The following is a 13,826-nucleotide window of genomic DNA, read 5'->3' as shown; positions in this document are numbered from 1 at the left end:
GCGGTCTGGACGGGACTCGAACCCGCGACCCCATGCGTGACAGGCATGTATTCTAACCAGCTGAACTACCAGACCTCAACCCTTCTCCTCAGAAGGTGTGCAAATATAGCGTTTGTTTACGTATCTGCAAAGATTTTTTGAAAAAAATCTAGTCTACTTGACCCTCTTTCATCTTCTCCGCATTCTCTGCAAACTGCAATGCATCGATAATTCCTTGAATATCACCGTCCATAATTGCTGGTAGGTTGTACATCGTCATACCGATACGATGTTCAGTTACGCGACCTTGCGGATAGTTATAAGTACGGATTTTTGCCGAACGGTCTCCGGTAGATACCAAAGTTTTTCTCTTTGCAGCAATATCGCCGTTCTTTTTGTTCAGTTCAAGCTCATAAAGTTTGTTACGAAGCATCTCCATCGCTAGCTCACGGTTGGCTAATTGCGAACGTTCTACCTGACAGATAACAACGATACCAGTTGGCTTATGGGTCAACTGTACTTTTGTTTCTACTTTATTGACGTTCTGGCCACCGGCACCACCCGAACGGGATGTCTGCAATTCGATATCACCCGGATTGATTTCCACGTCGACATCTTCCGCTTCTGGCAATACAGCAACCGAAGCAGCCGATGTATGCACACGTCCTTGTGTCTCCGTATCAGGAACACGTTGTACCCGGTGTACACCAGACTCATATTTCAATTGACCATAAGCATCTTCACCGATTACTTTAAGGATAACCTCTTTATAACCGCCTGAAGTACCTTCGGTAACGTCCATCACCTCATTGCGCCAGCCCTTCGTTTCAAAATAACGAGTGTACATACGGTATAGATCTCCTGCAAATAAAGCCGCTTCGTCACCTCCAGTTCCACCACGGATCTCGATAATGGCATTTTTGGCATCTTCGGGATCTTTAGGGATCAGCATCAAACGGATTTCTTCTTCTTTTTCCTCTTTTTCGACCAATAAAATATCAAGTTCTTCCTTGGCCATCTCACGAAGTTCCTGATCCTTCTCGTTCATGATGATGTCTTTATTGGTGTCAATATTACTGACCATATTTCTATAAATATGGTATTGATCCACGATTTTGCCCAAATCTTTGTATTCTTTATTCAATTTGGCAAAACGCTTCATATCTTGCATGGTGTCGGGGTTGCTCAATTCGGCTTCCACTTCTTCCCATCTTTCTTTGATCGCTTGTAATTTATCTAACATATATCAAAAATGCTTCTTCTAGGAATTTATGACCTAGATTACTATTGAGAGTACAAAAGTAAGGAAATTTTGTTGCTTTTGAACTACCTAGCCAGCTATTAATGAGAGGAAACTGCTTTTAGCCCAACAATGGAAGCAATCAACGTGAAAATAAAGAATATGCGCCAGAAATCTGCAGGTTCCTTAAAGAAGATAATACCCATTAAAACTGTCCCGACAGCACCGATACCGGTCCATACGGCATAGGCTGTGCCGAGTGGAAGCGTCTGTGTTGCCTTGATCAACAAGCCCATACTTGCGAATAGGAAGACAACAAAGGCGCCATACCAAAGCCATTGCTCACTACCTTCTGCATCCTTGGCTTTTCCAAGACATGTTGTAAAACCAATTTCACATAACCCGCCAAGAATTAAAAATACCCAGTTCATATCTCTGTTTTTTGTTTCAGGGACAAAGGTCTACGTTTTCCAGCAGAATAATTTTAACAAATGTTAAAAATTTGAAAGGATATTTGCGCGGATGCGGCTGAGGGTCACTTGGCTAACTCCAAGGTAGGAGGCTATGTAACCAAGTTTGATCCGTTGTATATATTGTGGATATTTCTGCAACAGTTCGGCATAGCGATCCTGAGCCGTATTAAAGAGTTTGGACATGGTGCGCTGCTCCGCTTTAATAAATTCCAGTTCAGCCATTTTTCTACCCCAATTGGCAATCGCAATATCCGTCTCGTAGAGGGCGAACAGCTGTTTTTGGTCAATTTTGTAAACGATGCTGTCTTCGAGCAGGTCGATGTTTTCGTAGCCCGGTGTGTCATGTACATAGCTGTTCATCGAGATTAAAGTACCGCCGGGAGAGACAAAGTCCAAGGTGATCTGCCGATCTTTGGTTTCGTAATAAACTCGGGCCAATCCAGAAGCCAAAAAATAAATGTCTTTTTGTATCTTATCTTGTTTGATCAGTAAGTTATTGCGTTTGCAAGTAAGTTTTTCACTGATTTGTTCCAGTTTATGGATGCTTTCTGCCTGTAAAAAATGATAACCCAACAGGCAATCTGCCAAAGAAATTACGATTTTTTCTCCCATTTTTCCAAACGTAAAGTGTCTCCGTCCCATACCGCATAGGTATAGTAATTGATCCATTCGCCCAGGTTGACAATACGGCTATCTGCATTAAGCCTGATGTCATACGGTAGATGTCTATGGCCAAACAGATAGAAGTCATGATGTTGTTGACGTTCGATTTCCTTCGCATAACCAATCAGCCATTCATTGTCTTCACCCAGGAATTTTTCATCTTCATTGTTGGCGAGTCGGCTATGCTTGGACCAGCGGGTAGCAATTCCTATTCCCAAATTAGGATGCAATCGGGCAAAAAGCCATTGGCAGAAACGGCTCCGAAATACTTTCTTGAGCAATTTGTACTTATAATCGCCATTACCGAGGCCATCACCATGATGAATGTAGAAAAGTTTATTGTCAAGTTTCAGTTCCAGTTCATTGTCGATGATCTGTACATTTAATTCCTTTTTGAGGTAATCAAACATCCACATATCATGGTTGCCCTTAAATAACGTGATCGGAATGCCCAAGTCGGCAAGCTCTGCGAGCTTACCCAAAAAGCGGATGTACCCTTTGGGGACTACGGTTGCATATTCAAACCAAAAATCAAAAACGTCGCCAACAAGATATAGGTGTGCGGCATCGACTTTGATTTCGTCGAGCCACTGAATAATAGCCCGCTCTCTTTCGCGTGAATGTTCCAGTGGATAGGATCCCAGGTGGAAGTCTGAGGCAAAATAGATTTTATTTCTTGTTGACATGTGCCCAAATCTAAAGAAAATGGAAGCGAATACAAAATTCGCTTCCACAATTGACCGATCAGCCCGCCCCTGTCAATCCATGAGGCGCTATTTGGTCTGTTCACTGGAATGCTTGAATTATTGTTTCTGAATGGAAAAGAATGACATTTACTTCGATTAGTAGGATGAATTCTGAAATTATATTTGTTATTTTTGGATGAAACAAGTATAAAGTTTTTTATGATAAACAAAAAAATTGGCCTTATCCTGATGATGATCGGTATGGCAGGTACAGCGAGCACTGTTTGTGGACAGCAGCTGAAATATCCAACGACAAATAAAGGCACAGTCGTAGACGAATTCTGGGGGCAGAAAGTATCCGATCCTTACCGTTGGCTGGAGGATGACCGCTCGGCAGAGACGAAAAGCTGGGTTCAGGCTGAAAATAAAGTCACTTTTGATTATCTAAATACCATTCCTTTCCGGACAAAATTGAAAGAACAACTGACCGAAATTTGGAATTACGAAAAGATAGGAACACCTTTCAAAGAGGGAGCATATACCTATTTCTTTAAAAACAATGGGCTTCAGCAACATTCTGTACTTTACCGCAAACAGGGCGAGAATGGTGCTGAAGAGGTTTTCCTTGATCCGAATACCTTTTCGAAAGATGGATCGACTTCTTTGGCCGACGTTTCTTTTTCAAAAGACGGAAGTCTGGTTGCGTATTCGATCTCCGAAGGTGGCTCAGATTGGAGAAAAGTGATTGTATTGAATGCAAAGGATAAAGCGCCAGTAGGGGAGACACTTGTGGACGTAAAGTTCTCGGGCATCGCCTGGAAAGGAAATGATGGATTTTATTATTCAAGTTATGATAAACCAAAAGGATCAGAATTATCCGAGAAAACAGATCAGCATAAATTATATTACCACAAGCTCAATACCACACAATCTACAGATCAACTGATTTTTGGCGGTTCGGCAACTCCGAGACGTTATGTAGGCGCTTCGTTGACAGATGACCAACGCTATCTGATTATCTCTGCGGCTAATACAACTACAGGAAATGAGCTTTATTACCAGGATCTGAGCAAGCCAAATAGTAAGATCATTTGTCTGCAAGACCATTTTGATGCAAATACAGGCGTGGTCGATAATATCGGAGATACGTTCTTATTGGAGACAAATTATAAGGCGGCCAATAACCGTTTGGTAAAAGTTGACTTGAAAAATCCAGCCAAAGAAAATTGGAAGGATATCATTCCGGAAACCGAAAATGTACTTTCGATCAGTACCGGTGGAGGTTACCTATTTGCGAACTATTTGAAAGATGCTGTTTCCGTGGTAATTCAATACGATTATACAGGTAAAAAAATCAGACAGATTGAATTGCCTGGGGTAGGGACCGCAAGTGGTTTTTCGGGCAAGAAAAAAGAAAAGGAAATCTATTTTGGTTTCTCGAATTACATCACACCTTCATCGAGCTATAAGTTTGATGTCAACTCGGGAAAATCCACGCTTTATATCAAACCGAATGTCAAGTTTGATAGCGATCAATACGAATCAAAACAGGTATTTTATACCTCTAAAGATGGAACAAAGGTGCCTATGATCATTACCTATAAGAAAGGCATAACTTTGAACGGCAAAAACCCGACGATTGTATACGGTTATGGTGGTTTTAATATTAGCCTGACCCCGGCTTTCAGTACTTCAACTGCAGTATGGTTGGCCAATGGGGGCGTATATGCTGTTCCCAATCTACGGGGTGGCGGTGAATATGGCAGAAAATGGCATGATGGGGGCCGACAGTTCAATAAGTTGAATGTATTCAGCGATTTTATCGCTGCGGCTCATTATCTGCAGGAGAACGGTTATACCTCGCCTGAGTACACCGCGTTGTCGGGTGGTTCGAATGGTGGTTTGCTTGTGGGTGCGACAATGACTATTGACCCTAAAGTGGCTAAGGTAGCATTGCCAGAGGTCGGTGTATTGGATATGTTGCGTTACCATACTTTTACGGCTGGTGCAGGCTGGTCATATGATTATGGTACTGTCGCTGACAGCAAGGAGATGTTTGATTATTTGAAAGCTTATTCACCAGTGCACAATGTAAAAGAAGGGGTCTGCTATCCTGCAACCATGGTATTGACAGGTGATCATGACGACCGTGTTGTTCCGGCACACTCCTATAAGTTTGCCTCCGAACTGCAGGCTAAGCAGGCTTGTGATAATCCGGTTTTGATCCGTATTGAAACTAAGGCGGGACATGGCGCTGGCCGCTCTACGGAAGTCTTGATCAATAGTACAGTTGACAAGTATGCTTTTGCACTCTGGAACATGGGGATCAAAGCGTTGAAATAAAAATAGTAGGGAAGGATCTAGCTACAGCCTGTTTTTTGTAGCTAACTTATCCGAATACAATAAAAAGGCCCAGATCAACTGCTTGATCTGGGCCTTTTGTTTCCTATGTCAGTAGTGGGATTATTCCCAGGTTTTTTCGCCTTTTTTCATCTTTTGTAGCGTTGCTACATAATCCTCTTTTTTATCGTTTGCAGTCAACAGTGAGATTGCTTTCTCCTGGGTTTTGATGGCTTCATCTTTGTTCCCTAGACGATAGAGCAGGTTGGCAAAGGTATCTAAATACATTGGTGTATCTTTTTCCTTTTCAAGCGATAATTTGCTCCATTCCGAAGCTGCTTTTAAACAAGCGGGATCATCACAGTTTTCAAAGATGGACCAAGCCATGTTGTTGAGTTCCATGGCAGTGATTGTCGAACCGTATTTTGAAATATACTTGTTAAAACTGTCTCTCAAACCGGGATAGTTTTTGGTATAAGAAAAATAACGGGGCTGCATTTCCAAACTCGCTTTTTCAGTATTGATAGTTGGGTATTTTTGAGCCAGCTCTTTTTCGAGGGCAGCAAAATCTACAGCTTCTTTAGCCTTTATCTTAGTATTGACTGCTTCGCCGATTAATAATTTAGCCAAGAAATCGTTTGCTTTCACTTTCTCACTGATCGCATCAAATTTGGCTGGGTTATCTTTAATTAAGTTAAATGCCTTTGAATCCTTAATGCTTGCCGAAGAAAGCAATAACTCTACATTGTCTTTAGTAAAGATTTGATCTGTGGATAGCGTGGATAGCACGATACCTTCTGCTTTTGCCTGTGTTTCCTTGTCATAGGCATCTTTTGCTGCCGCAGCCATGGCTTTTGCAATTGTAGGATTTTGGGGATCCGCATTGAATTTTGCCAATAAGGTTTCATATTGGGTGTTCGGATCCAATGCTTTTTGTGCTTTGGCAATAAAACCATCTGCATCCCCGCCACCCACAATACGGTGTACAAGATTTCCTTTTGAATCAAAGATCAAGAAAGTTGGGTAGGCCACAACTTTGTATTCTTTGGCAAAACGGTCTGCTTCGCTGTACCAGGATTTTACTTCTTCATTATCCTCTTTGGTTTTATCCATCTGGATTTTGGCATTGATAAATTTGGCATTGAAGAAATCACCTACCTTCGCCTGAGGGAAGATTGTGTTTGCCATATACTTACAAGGTCCACACCAGGTAGTGAAACAATCGACAAAGATAAATTTGTTTTCCTTGGCCGCTTTTTCCTTGATTTGATTCCAATTGAGGCCATGCTCAAATTTTACACCTTCGCCCTGAGCGAATAACAGGGTGGGAACCAAGAATAGCATTAAAATTAATTTTTTCATAATCCGTTGATATTTAGTTGTTAATTTACTGAATAAAATGACGATCAAGAAAAAATTATAAAAAAAATTAATCAGGTGGTTTACTATTTTGAATAAATCATTTGTAATTATTCAAGGTGAAATCCAAATCAATAAATAGGGCTAACGCCCGGATGTTAATAGCCGATCTGCTGACGGACTATGCTCCATACTCATATATGCTTTAAAGCTCCGTGAGAAGTTCTAAAAACCAGACTACACAAATGGTAAAATATCGTTAAGATTTATTCCATAAGAATAAACCTGTACAGAAATCGAAAGAACCCTTTTGCTTGACAACGTCTAATTGTCCCAGGTCTTTATCCCTTTGGTCATTTTGTCGAGTGTTTCCTGATAGATAGGACGGTCATCTTCGCTGGCCATTTCGATGGCTTTATTTTGCCACTTGATCGCTTTTTCGGTTTCCCCTTTTTTATAAAGCAGGTTGGCGTAGGTATCCAGAAAAGCAGAACTGGGGTCTTCGATAATCGACTTCTTGCTCCAACTGATCGCTGCATCAATACATTCAGGATCATTACTGTTATTAAAGATCGTCCAGGCAAAAGTGTTCAATTGATGTGCTGTAAAATCCTCTGATGATAGGTAATCGTTGATGGTGTTTTTCATGGCCACATAATTCTTGACCTGAAGATAATAGTGTGCTTTGATCTTTTTGAACATCGGGACAAAATCTATGTCCGGATATTTAGCAGCCAATTCACTTTGATAAATATCCCAGTTAGGTTCGTGCTTGGCATCTATCTTAATTTGGAAGAGTTCATTGACGACCACATTAGCTAATGTACGATTGGCAATCCCGGGTGATTCTAAAAGGATATCTATTTTTTCCTTATTGTTACGGATCAGGTTAAAAGCCTTTGAATTTGTGAACTTGGCGGCAGCTAGGAGTATATGTACATTTTCCTTCTTAAAAAGCTCGTCAGTGCCTAAAGAATTGGCCAAGGTGTTTTCGGCTTTACGTGCAGTGCTTTCGTCATAAGCGATATTGGCTGCTTTTAACATCTGTTTGGCTGTATAGATATCCTGCGGTCTTTTCTCGAATTTTTTCAACAGTGTATAATACTGGGTTTCGGGAGCCAATCCATCTGTGACATGGTCAACAAATTCTGGTGCATCACTTGCGCCAACAATTCGGTGTACCGCTTCTCCGTCTGGACTAAAAATCAAGAAGGTTGGAAAAGACTGGATGTTGTACTCGCTGGAAATGGCACGGGCATCAGCATACCATTTTTTGACAGTGGCATTGTCTGATTCTGTGGAGTCCATTTGTACACGGATACTGATAAAATTCTGGTTTATAGGGGTACCCACCTGCTCCAAGGGGAAAATTTCATTACTCATGTATTGGCAGGGGCCACACCAGGTCGCAAAAAGTTCAACGAAGATAAACTTATTTTCTGCCTTCGCTTTTTCTTTGACCTCTTTCCAACTTAATCCTTCTACAAATTTAACCCCTTTGGTCTGGGAATATGCTAGATTCCCAACTAAAATTGCAAGGCATAATGCGATTATACTTCTCATACTCACTGAACAACTAGATTTATAATTAGGTTTAAGTTATCAAATTAATCTGAAAACAAAAACACCTCTGAAAGATTAATTTCAGAGGTGTTTTCAACGGTGGATAAATTGCTTATTTGATATTTATCTTGGATTTTAAATCTTTTGTGAGACCATCTTTATGTAACAGTAAAGAGGTTGTTTTATAGCGTACAAATTCCTTTGTCGCGTATAAATATCCTTTGTAGTCATTGGATGTTCCCCATGAGTTTTTGACGATATAGTACTCTTTACCGTTTTGATCTTTCACCAGACCGACGATATGCATACCATGATCGTCGGTAGTTTGCCAATTGTCGAATGCTTTTTGACGCTCTTCAGGTGTAATTTTCATTTCTGGTTTTGGACCAACGAACATACTTGCTTTCTCTTGCTCGCTCATTTGTTCGAATGGTTTTTCAGGAACATAAGCGATACCATTTTTCCAGGAGAATCCTTTTTCTGATACGTCAGTCGCCCAGGCAACAGTGTATCCTTTTTGCAAGGCATTATCAATGATATCTGTTAAATCATTGGTTTGTACATTATAAAAACGGTCGAATGACCAGTTGTCCGGAATTAACAGTACGAACTGGCTATAATAAGGATGGTCGGTAACCGAAGCAATACCAACATAATCATCCGGGTTGATACCAATGACCTGATCTGCGAATGTACGTGGGGTATAGGATTTACCGTTGTAATCGAATTTTTCAGGCACTTCACCTAAGTAAGAGTCCATGGCTGCAGTATAAGCCTTTTCCCAGTTTGGTGTCAGGGATTTACCTTTTACAATGGAACCTAACATCGCATCAAGCATGGATGTCATTTCACCAAAATTATTGCGTGTGCTACCATAGTGCAGCCCCGTATAAGCCGACTGTGGCATAGCACCATATTTGCGGAATGAATTCAACACGTCGTGGAATTGACCACCCTCACCCAATGACAAGCCGCCGTGAAGACGTACATAGGTACGTGCTTTATCTAAGTACGTATTACGCGCTGTATAAATCTGGGAGATCTCCACCGGTTTTTTACCCATACGGATCATCTCGGACTCCAGAAAAGAGTTTCCTGAATAAGACCAACATGTACCTGAAGAACCTTGATCCTTGATCGAGGTGTTACCTAAATTGATAACTTCTGTAAATGTAAACCCAGATTTGCTATTGTCATTTTGATTTGCTTTTAAGGCATTGATCAAATTGTCCTGTGCTTGTACTTGGAATGAAGCTGCAAAAAGAGACGCAGCTAGTACAATCGATTTATTCCAATTCATTTGTTAGTATTTTGTTAATTTAAAGTGATGCTAAATTAAATAAATTAAATTTAGTAAGGTAAATTCCTCTGTAAAATAATTGTTCTTAAAAAAGGGGCATTGCAATTTAACGACCCTTTGCTGCTATGTTATTCGGCAATTTCCTTCTGTTTCGGAAAGAGCAGCGAAGCGATAATACTTAAGGCAAGTATGCTGATAATCACAATCAAGGAGTGGGTAGTTGTAAATCCAACCTCTGCTAACCAGTGATGCAATAACATCTTCAAACCAATAAAGACCAATAGAAAAGCCAATCCAACCTTTAAATATTGGAATTTATGGATAATATTGACCAATAGGAAGAACATGGAACGTAGCCCTAGGATAGCGAAAATATTCGAAAAGAACACGATATAAGGATCTTTGGTTACCGAGAAGATTGCTGGAATAGAGTCCACCGCGAAAATCAGATCCGTAAATTCAATCACCAACAAGACCAAAAATAAGGGTGTCATGTATTTTACGCCATTCTCTATATGGAAAAAATGACCCGCGTCCAATTTGGGAGTTACTTTGAAATATTTGGATGCAAATTTAACCACAGGATGGTTTTGCGGATCTACTTCTTCTTCCTGGTTGCGGTTGATAAACATCTTGACACCTGTAAAGACCAAGAAGGCTCCAAAGACGTATAGAATCCAGCCAAATTTAGCGATCAGGGTTGCACCAAGGAAGATAAACAGGAATCGCATTACGATGGCTCCCAGAATCCCCCAAACCAGGACTTTATGATAATAACGTTCAGGAATTCCAAATGAGGTAAACAGTAATACCATCACAAAAATATTATCCACCGAAAGTGCATATTCAACCACATAGCCTGTCAGATACTCCAAGCCGAGGTTGTTATTATAGACGGCTAGACTAGCGGCCAGGTCGCCGGGAATAATTTTAATATCATGGTGATGTTTGGTGATGACCTCTTGCAGATGGTTGAGATCATGGATATTATGTAATTCAAATCCATACTGTCGGAGCAACCAATAGAAGCCTAGGGAGAATAATACCCATACAGCACTCATAATTGCTGCCGTCTTTAAGCTAACGGGTTTATCGCCCTTGGAAAATAGGCCGAGGTCGATGGCTAGCATCAGCGCAATGAAGATTAAGAAACCTCCAAAAAACATTAATTCGTGACTCATTATTTTTTTCTTTCTGTTGTATATCTTACCAATTGTAGTAATCCTTGTTTGTATTCGCTATCCGGAAAATCATCTAGGATGCGGAAGGCATCTTGCTGGTATTCCAGCATTTTGTTTGTTGCATAAGCTAACCCACCACTGTTGCGTACAAAATCGATGACCTCAGTAACTTTTTTGGGGTCTTCATTATGGTTTCGAACCAAATTGATGATTCGCCGCTTTTCACTGGAGCTCGTCTGATTTAGGGCGTGGATCAAGGGCAAGGTCATTTTTTTCTCTTTGATATCATTTCCAAGTGGCTTGCCCACATCATCCAATCCAAAATCAAACAGGTCATCCTTAATCTGAAATGCGATGCCAATTTTCTCTCCGAACTGGTGCAGTTTTGCTACTGTCTCTTCGTCAGCATTGGATGAAGCAGAACCACAGGCACAACAGGAAGCAATTAACGATGCTGTTTTTTTCCGGATGACCTCAAAATAGATGGACTCTTCTATATCCAGTTTACGCGCTTTTTCGATTTGGAGCAATTCCCCCTCACTCATTTGATCCACTGCTTCTGAAACAATCTTTAACAGGTGATAATCCTGATGTTTGACCGAAAGCAGTAATCCTCTTGAAAGCAAAAAATCACCAACCAGTACCGCAATCTTATTTTTCCAGAGTGCGTTGATGGAAAAGAACCCCCTACGTTCATAGGAATTATCAACAACATCATCATGTACCAGTGACGCTGTATGCAATAGTTCAACCAAAGCAGCACCCCGATAAGTCGATTCATTGATCCCATTGCAGATGCCTGCCGAGAAAAAGACAAACATCGGCCGCATTTGTTTGCCTTTGCGTTTGATCAGGTATTGCGTGATACGATCCAACAAAGGAACGGAGCTTTTCATCGATGCTTTGAATTTCTTTTCAAAAGCTTCAAGTTCGTGGATAATAGGACGTTGGATCTCTGTTAATTTTGACATGAATTGGAATGAAATACCAAAAAAGTTAAAGCTTAAAGATAGTAATTTTGTTACAACTCATCGACTGCACGCTCAAGATTTTTGTACCATTCTTCGCCATAAGTGCGGATCAGGGGATCCTTCAGAAATTTGTATACCGGTACCTGTAATTCCTTCCCAAAAGTACAGGCATCTTTACAGATATGCCAGCGGTCATAATGAAGTACGTCAAATTCCGGATAATGCGTTGTGCGGATCGGATAGAGGTGACAGGAAACAGGTTTCCGCCAGTGGACTTCACCTAATTCATAAGCCTTCTCAATTGCACATTTGGTAATGCCATTTTCCCAGGTTACATACGCACATTCTTTGTTCCCATCAACGCATGTTGTGGTTAGGTCACCATCGACATCGACAACATATTTGCCCTGTTCTTCGATGGCCTCAATGCCTTTCTCGGTCATGTAGGGTTTTACCTTTGGATAGATCTCCTCCAGAATAGCTTTTTCACTTTCCAGTAAAGGTGCGCCCGAGTCCCCCTCGATACAACAGATTCCTTTACATTTTGATAGATTGCACACGAAGTCATTATTGATTAGATCTTCGTGTACTAACACATTTCCTACTTCAATCATTCTAATTATTTTGAGTAGCTTGCTTTTTGGCCCAATTTATATTTCAGTCCGCTTGCTTCCAGCAATTCTAAGGTCACAGAGCCAATTAATATATCGACGTTGGCTTTCACCGGAATACGGTTACCGTCATTGGTTACCCAAAGGTAAAGCTTGCTATTTTTTTTAAAGATACGCCCCGGTTTTATTTCAGGACTGAATTTGAGGCACTCTAGGGTGCCCAGTTCGGTTTTTATTTTTTCGATTCCAATATACTGTATGCCCAAGGTGGCTATTTCATCATTCAGGAAATAGGTCAACTTAAAGGATTCACCAGGCTTGACCGAACTTAGGTCCAGATTGCGGGCGAAATAGTAGGATGATAGCAAATCAAAGGTCTGATCCACCTTGGATGTGAATGTTCCTTTATTGCCGTTCACGGTACGTGTGTCCTGATTGAAACGTACTTTGTCATTCCTTCTGTACCCCCCTTCACGGATGTTTTCTGTATAATAGTAAGGCAGGAATGTCTTGCTATTGATATATGAATTGTATTCGTTTCTTACGGTATAGATGGCAAATGCTCCCGCTGTTTTACCTGCTGCATATAGATGAAAGGAGGGATTCCCAAATCCATCTTTCGTATCGGCAACAGTCAACGTTCCCGTTGCAGCGGAAATAATACCATAGCGGAGTTTATACTTTAATTTCTCTCCACCCTTAAATGCCGATTCCTTTAAATGGGGTAGACCCTGAGCGAAAACTGTACTTACAAAAACTGATAAGTATAGGAGCAATGTCGATATAAGTTTCATGTACGTAAGTTTACGAAAATTGTTTGAAAAGAAATGTTAATTTCATCAGAATAAATTGTCTTTTTAAAGTGATGAAATCATCACGCACAGGCGTTTACGCTTGTTTGTCAGTAGCTTTTGGCGCCTGAGGACTTCTTTTAAAAACCGGAACCGTAGAACAGGGTTCCCCGTACATAATACTCTTTGCTACTTTGCTCAGTTTTACCGTAAACTGGACAAATGTCGATTCTGGGATAAACGTTTCGCCACAGCCCTTCACTACGACTCTCTGATCCCGAAATTGTTCCATATCGATTTGGTCAACAGCAGCAGCATATTGTATGCGCAATAACTCCTCTAAATCGCCGAAGATAACATTTGCAGCATATGGCTCCAGCTTGTTGGCCAATAGCATATAGGCCCAGGTCGGAACGATAGCATCCGCCGTACAGGTGATGGCCACATGCTTATCGGTATATTGTGACCAGTCATGAGTTTTGATGAACTCGCGGAAATCTTTTTCCCGTAACATCAGACCATGGAACAGATTATCCTTGATATCATACAGGACATTATCAGTTGTCGGATGATAATCAGCTAGATCAACAGTCATTAATCCACTTTGTGCAACTTTATTGACAATATTTGTTTGAATTTCCATAACTATCCTATCAAAAAAAAGCCGGA

13 protein-coding genes and 1 tRNA gene are annotated in these 13,826 nt (G+C 40.8%); 1 reads left to right on the top strand and 13 read right to left on the bottom strand.

Features of this window, described 5'->3' with window-relative positions; translation table 11 throughout:
- Nucleotide 1: 1 nt before the first annotated feature.
- The 5 genes from ACK8HY_RS18580 to ACK8HY_RS18560 form a co-directional block, all read right to left on the bottom strand.
- A tRNA-Asp gene (locus tag ACK8HY_RS18580) sits at nucleotides 2-75 on the bottom strand.
- A gap of 73 nt (nucleotides 76-148) precedes the next feature.
- A complete protein-coding gene (prfA, locus tag ACK8HY_RS18575) occupies nucleotides 149-1,222 on the bottom strand; it encodes a peptide chain release factor 1 (RefSeq protein WP_077438007.1) in 1,074 nt (357 codons plus the stop codon).
- A gap of 98 nt (nucleotides 1,223-1,320) precedes the next feature.
- Nucleotides 1,321-1,650, bottom strand: a complete 330-nt coding sequence (locus tag ACK8HY_RS18570) for a DMT family transporter (protein ID WP_077438006.1) — start codon at nucleotides 1,648-1,650, stop codon at nucleotides 1,321-1,323.
- 63 nt (nucleotides 1,651-1,713) lie between these two features.
- Nucleotides 1,714-2,304, bottom strand: a complete 591-nt coding sequence (locus ACK8HY_RS18565; protein WP_175992095.1) for a Crp/Fnr family transcriptional regulator — start codon at nucleotides 2,302-2,304, stop codon at nucleotides 1,714-1,716.
- Nucleotides 2,286-3,041: a UDP-2,3-diacylglucosamine diphosphatase gene (locus tag ACK8HY_RS18560; RefSeq protein WP_077438004.1), complete on the bottom strand. Its 756-nt coding sequence runs from the start codon at nucleotides 3,039-3,041 to the stop codon at nucleotides 2,286-2,288. The genes ACK8HY_RS18565 and ACK8HY_RS18560 overlap by 19 nt, the downstream gene beginning before the upstream one ends.
- 219 nt (nucleotides 3,042-3,260) lie before the next feature.
- On the opposite strand from ACK8HY_RS18560, the gene ACK8HY_RS18555 reads away from it, so the two are divergent.
- The gene (locus tag ACK8HY_RS18555; RefSeq protein ID WP_416134445.1) at nucleotides 3,261-5,384 is read left to right on the top strand and encodes a prolyl oligopeptidase family serine peptidase; all 2,124 of its coding nucleotides are present in this window, start codon (nucleotides 3,261-3,263) and stop codon (nucleotides 5,382-5,384) included.
- Nucleotides 5,385-5,504: 120 nt separating this feature from the next.
- Here the strand turns inward: ACK8HY_RS18555 and ACK8HY_RS18550 are convergent, their stop codons facing one another.
- The 8 genes from ACK8HY_RS18550 to ACK8HY_RS18515 all read right to left on the bottom strand — a co-directional run bounded on the left by ACK8HY_RS18550 (nucleotide 5,505) and on the right by ACK8HY_RS18515 (nucleotide 13,800).
- Nucleotides 5,505-6,743 carry a thioredoxin family protein gene (locus ACK8HY_RS18550; protein WP_077438002.1) on the bottom strand — a complete coding sequence of 413 codons (1,239 nt, stop codon included), beginning with the start codon at nucleotides 6,741-6,743 and terminating at the stop codon, nucleotides 5,505-5,507.
- Nucleotides 6,744-7,064: 321 nt separating this feature from the next.
- On the bottom strand, nucleotides 7,065-8,303 hold the full coding sequence (locus tag ACK8HY_RS18545; RefSeq protein WP_416134444.1) for a thioredoxin fold domain-containing protein: 1,239 nt from the start codon (nucleotides 8,301-8,303) through the stop codon (nucleotides 7,065-7,067).
- A 112-nt stretch (nucleotides 8,304-8,415) separates the two neighbouring features.
- Nucleotides 8,416-9,603: an aminopeptidase C gene (locus tag ACK8HY_RS18540; protein ID WP_343563268.1), complete on the bottom strand. Its 1,188-nt coding sequence runs from the start codon at nucleotides 9,601-9,603 to the stop codon at nucleotides 8,416-8,418.
- Nucleotides 9,604-9,731: 128 nt separating this feature from the next.
- The gene (locus ACK8HY_RS18535; RefSeq protein WP_077437999.1) at nucleotides 9,732-10,784 is read right to left on the bottom strand and encodes a TerC/Alx family metal homeostasis membrane protein; all 1,053 of its coding nucleotides are present in this window, start codon (nucleotides 10,782-10,784) and stop codon (nucleotides 9,732-9,734) included.
- Nucleotides 10,784-11,755: a polyprenyl synthetase family protein gene (locus tag ACK8HY_RS18530; RefSeq protein ID WP_077437998.1), complete on the bottom strand. Its 972-nt coding sequence runs from the start codon at nucleotides 11,753-11,755 to the stop codon at nucleotides 10,784-10,786. The genes ACK8HY_RS18535 and ACK8HY_RS18530 overlap by 1 nt, the downstream gene beginning before the upstream one ends.
- Before the next feature lie 50 nt (nucleotides 11,756-11,805).
- A complete protein-coding gene (locus ACK8HY_RS18525) occupies nucleotides 11,806-12,369 on the bottom strand; it encodes a DUF3109 family protein (protein ID WP_077437997.1) in 564 nt (187 codons plus the stop codon).
- Nucleotides 12,370-12,374: 5 nt separating this feature from the next.
- On the bottom strand, nucleotides 12,375-13,160 hold the full coding sequence (locus ACK8HY_RS18520) for a DUF3108 domain-containing protein (protein ID WP_077437996.1): 786 nt from the start codon (nucleotides 13,158-13,160) through the stop codon (nucleotides 12,375-12,377).
- Nucleotides 13,161-13,254: 94 nt separating this feature from the next.
- The gene (locus ACK8HY_RS18515) at nucleotides 13,255-13,800 is read right to left on the bottom strand and encodes a DUF2480 family protein (protein WP_175992094.1); all 546 of its coding nucleotides are present in this window, start codon (nucleotides 13,798-13,800) and stop codon (nucleotides 13,255-13,257) included.
- Nucleotides 13,801-13,826 lie beyond the last annotated feature (26 nt).

The sequence above is a fragment of the Sphingobacterium sp. NGMCC 1.201703 genome (genome assembly GCF_047784615.1).
Taxonomy (GTDB): Bacteria; Bacteroidota; Bacteroidia; order Sphingobacteriales; family Sphingobacteriaceae; genus Sphingobacterium.
The sequence above is the reverse complement of the archived record's forward strand: the minus strand, read 5'-3'. Positions and strand labels throughout refer to the sequence as shown.

Excerpts from the sequence above, each read along its gene's own strand:
- ACK8HY_RS18550 (WP_077438002.1), bottom strand. The coding sequence starts at position 6,743 with ATGAAAAAATTAATTTTAATGCTATTCTTGGTTCCCACCCTGTTATTC.
- ACK8HY_RS18570 (WP_077438006.1), bottom strand. The coding sequence starts at position 1,650 with ATGAACTGGGTATTTTTAATTCTTGGCGGGTTATGTGAAATTGGTTTT.
- prfA (WP_077438007.1), bottom strand. The coding sequence starts at position 1,222 with ATGTTAGATAAATTACAAGCGATCAAAGAAAGATGGGAAGAAGTGGAA.
- ACK8HY_RS18525 (WP_077437997.1), bottom strand. The coding sequence starts at position 12,369 with ATGATTGAAGTAGGAAATGTGTTAGTACACGAAGATCTAATCAATAAT.
- ACK8HY_RS18545 (WP_416134444.1), bottom strand. The coding sequence starts at position 8,303 with ATGAGAAGTATAATCGCATTATGCCTTGCAATTTTAGTTGGGAATCTA.
- ACK8HY_RS18555 (WP_416134445.1), top strand. The coding sequence starts at position 3,261 with ATGATAAACAAAAAAATTGGCCTTATCCTGATGATGATCGGTATGGCA.
- ACK8HY_RS18540 (WP_343563268.1), bottom strand. The coding sequence starts at position 9,603 with ATGAATTGGAATAAATCGATTGTACTAGCTGCGTCTCTTTTTGCAGCT.
- ACK8HY_RS18535 (WP_077437999.1), bottom strand. The coding sequence starts at position 10,784 with ATGAGTCACGAATTAATGTTTTTTGGAGGTTTCTTAATCTTCATTGCG.
- ACK8HY_RS18565 (WP_175992095.1), bottom strand. The coding sequence starts at position 2,304 with ATGGGAGAAAAAATCGTAATTTCTTTGGCAGATTGCCTGTTGGGTTAT.
- ACK8HY_RS18520 (WP_077437996.1), bottom strand. The coding sequence starts at position 13,160 with ATGAAACTTATATCGACATTGCTCCTATACTTATCAGTTTTTGTAAGT.
- ACK8HY_RS18530 (WP_077437998.1), bottom strand. The coding sequence starts at position 11,755 with ATGTCAAAATTAACAGAGATCCAACGTCCTATTATCCACGAACTTGAA.
- ACK8HY_RS18560 (WP_077438004.1), bottom strand. The coding sequence starts at position 3,041 with ATGTCAACAAGAAATAAAATCTATTTTGCCTCAGACTTCCACCTGGGA.
- ACK8HY_RS18515 (WP_175992094.1), bottom strand. The coding sequence starts at position 13,800 with ATGGAAATTCAAACAAATATTGTCAATAAAGTTGCACAAAGTGGATTA.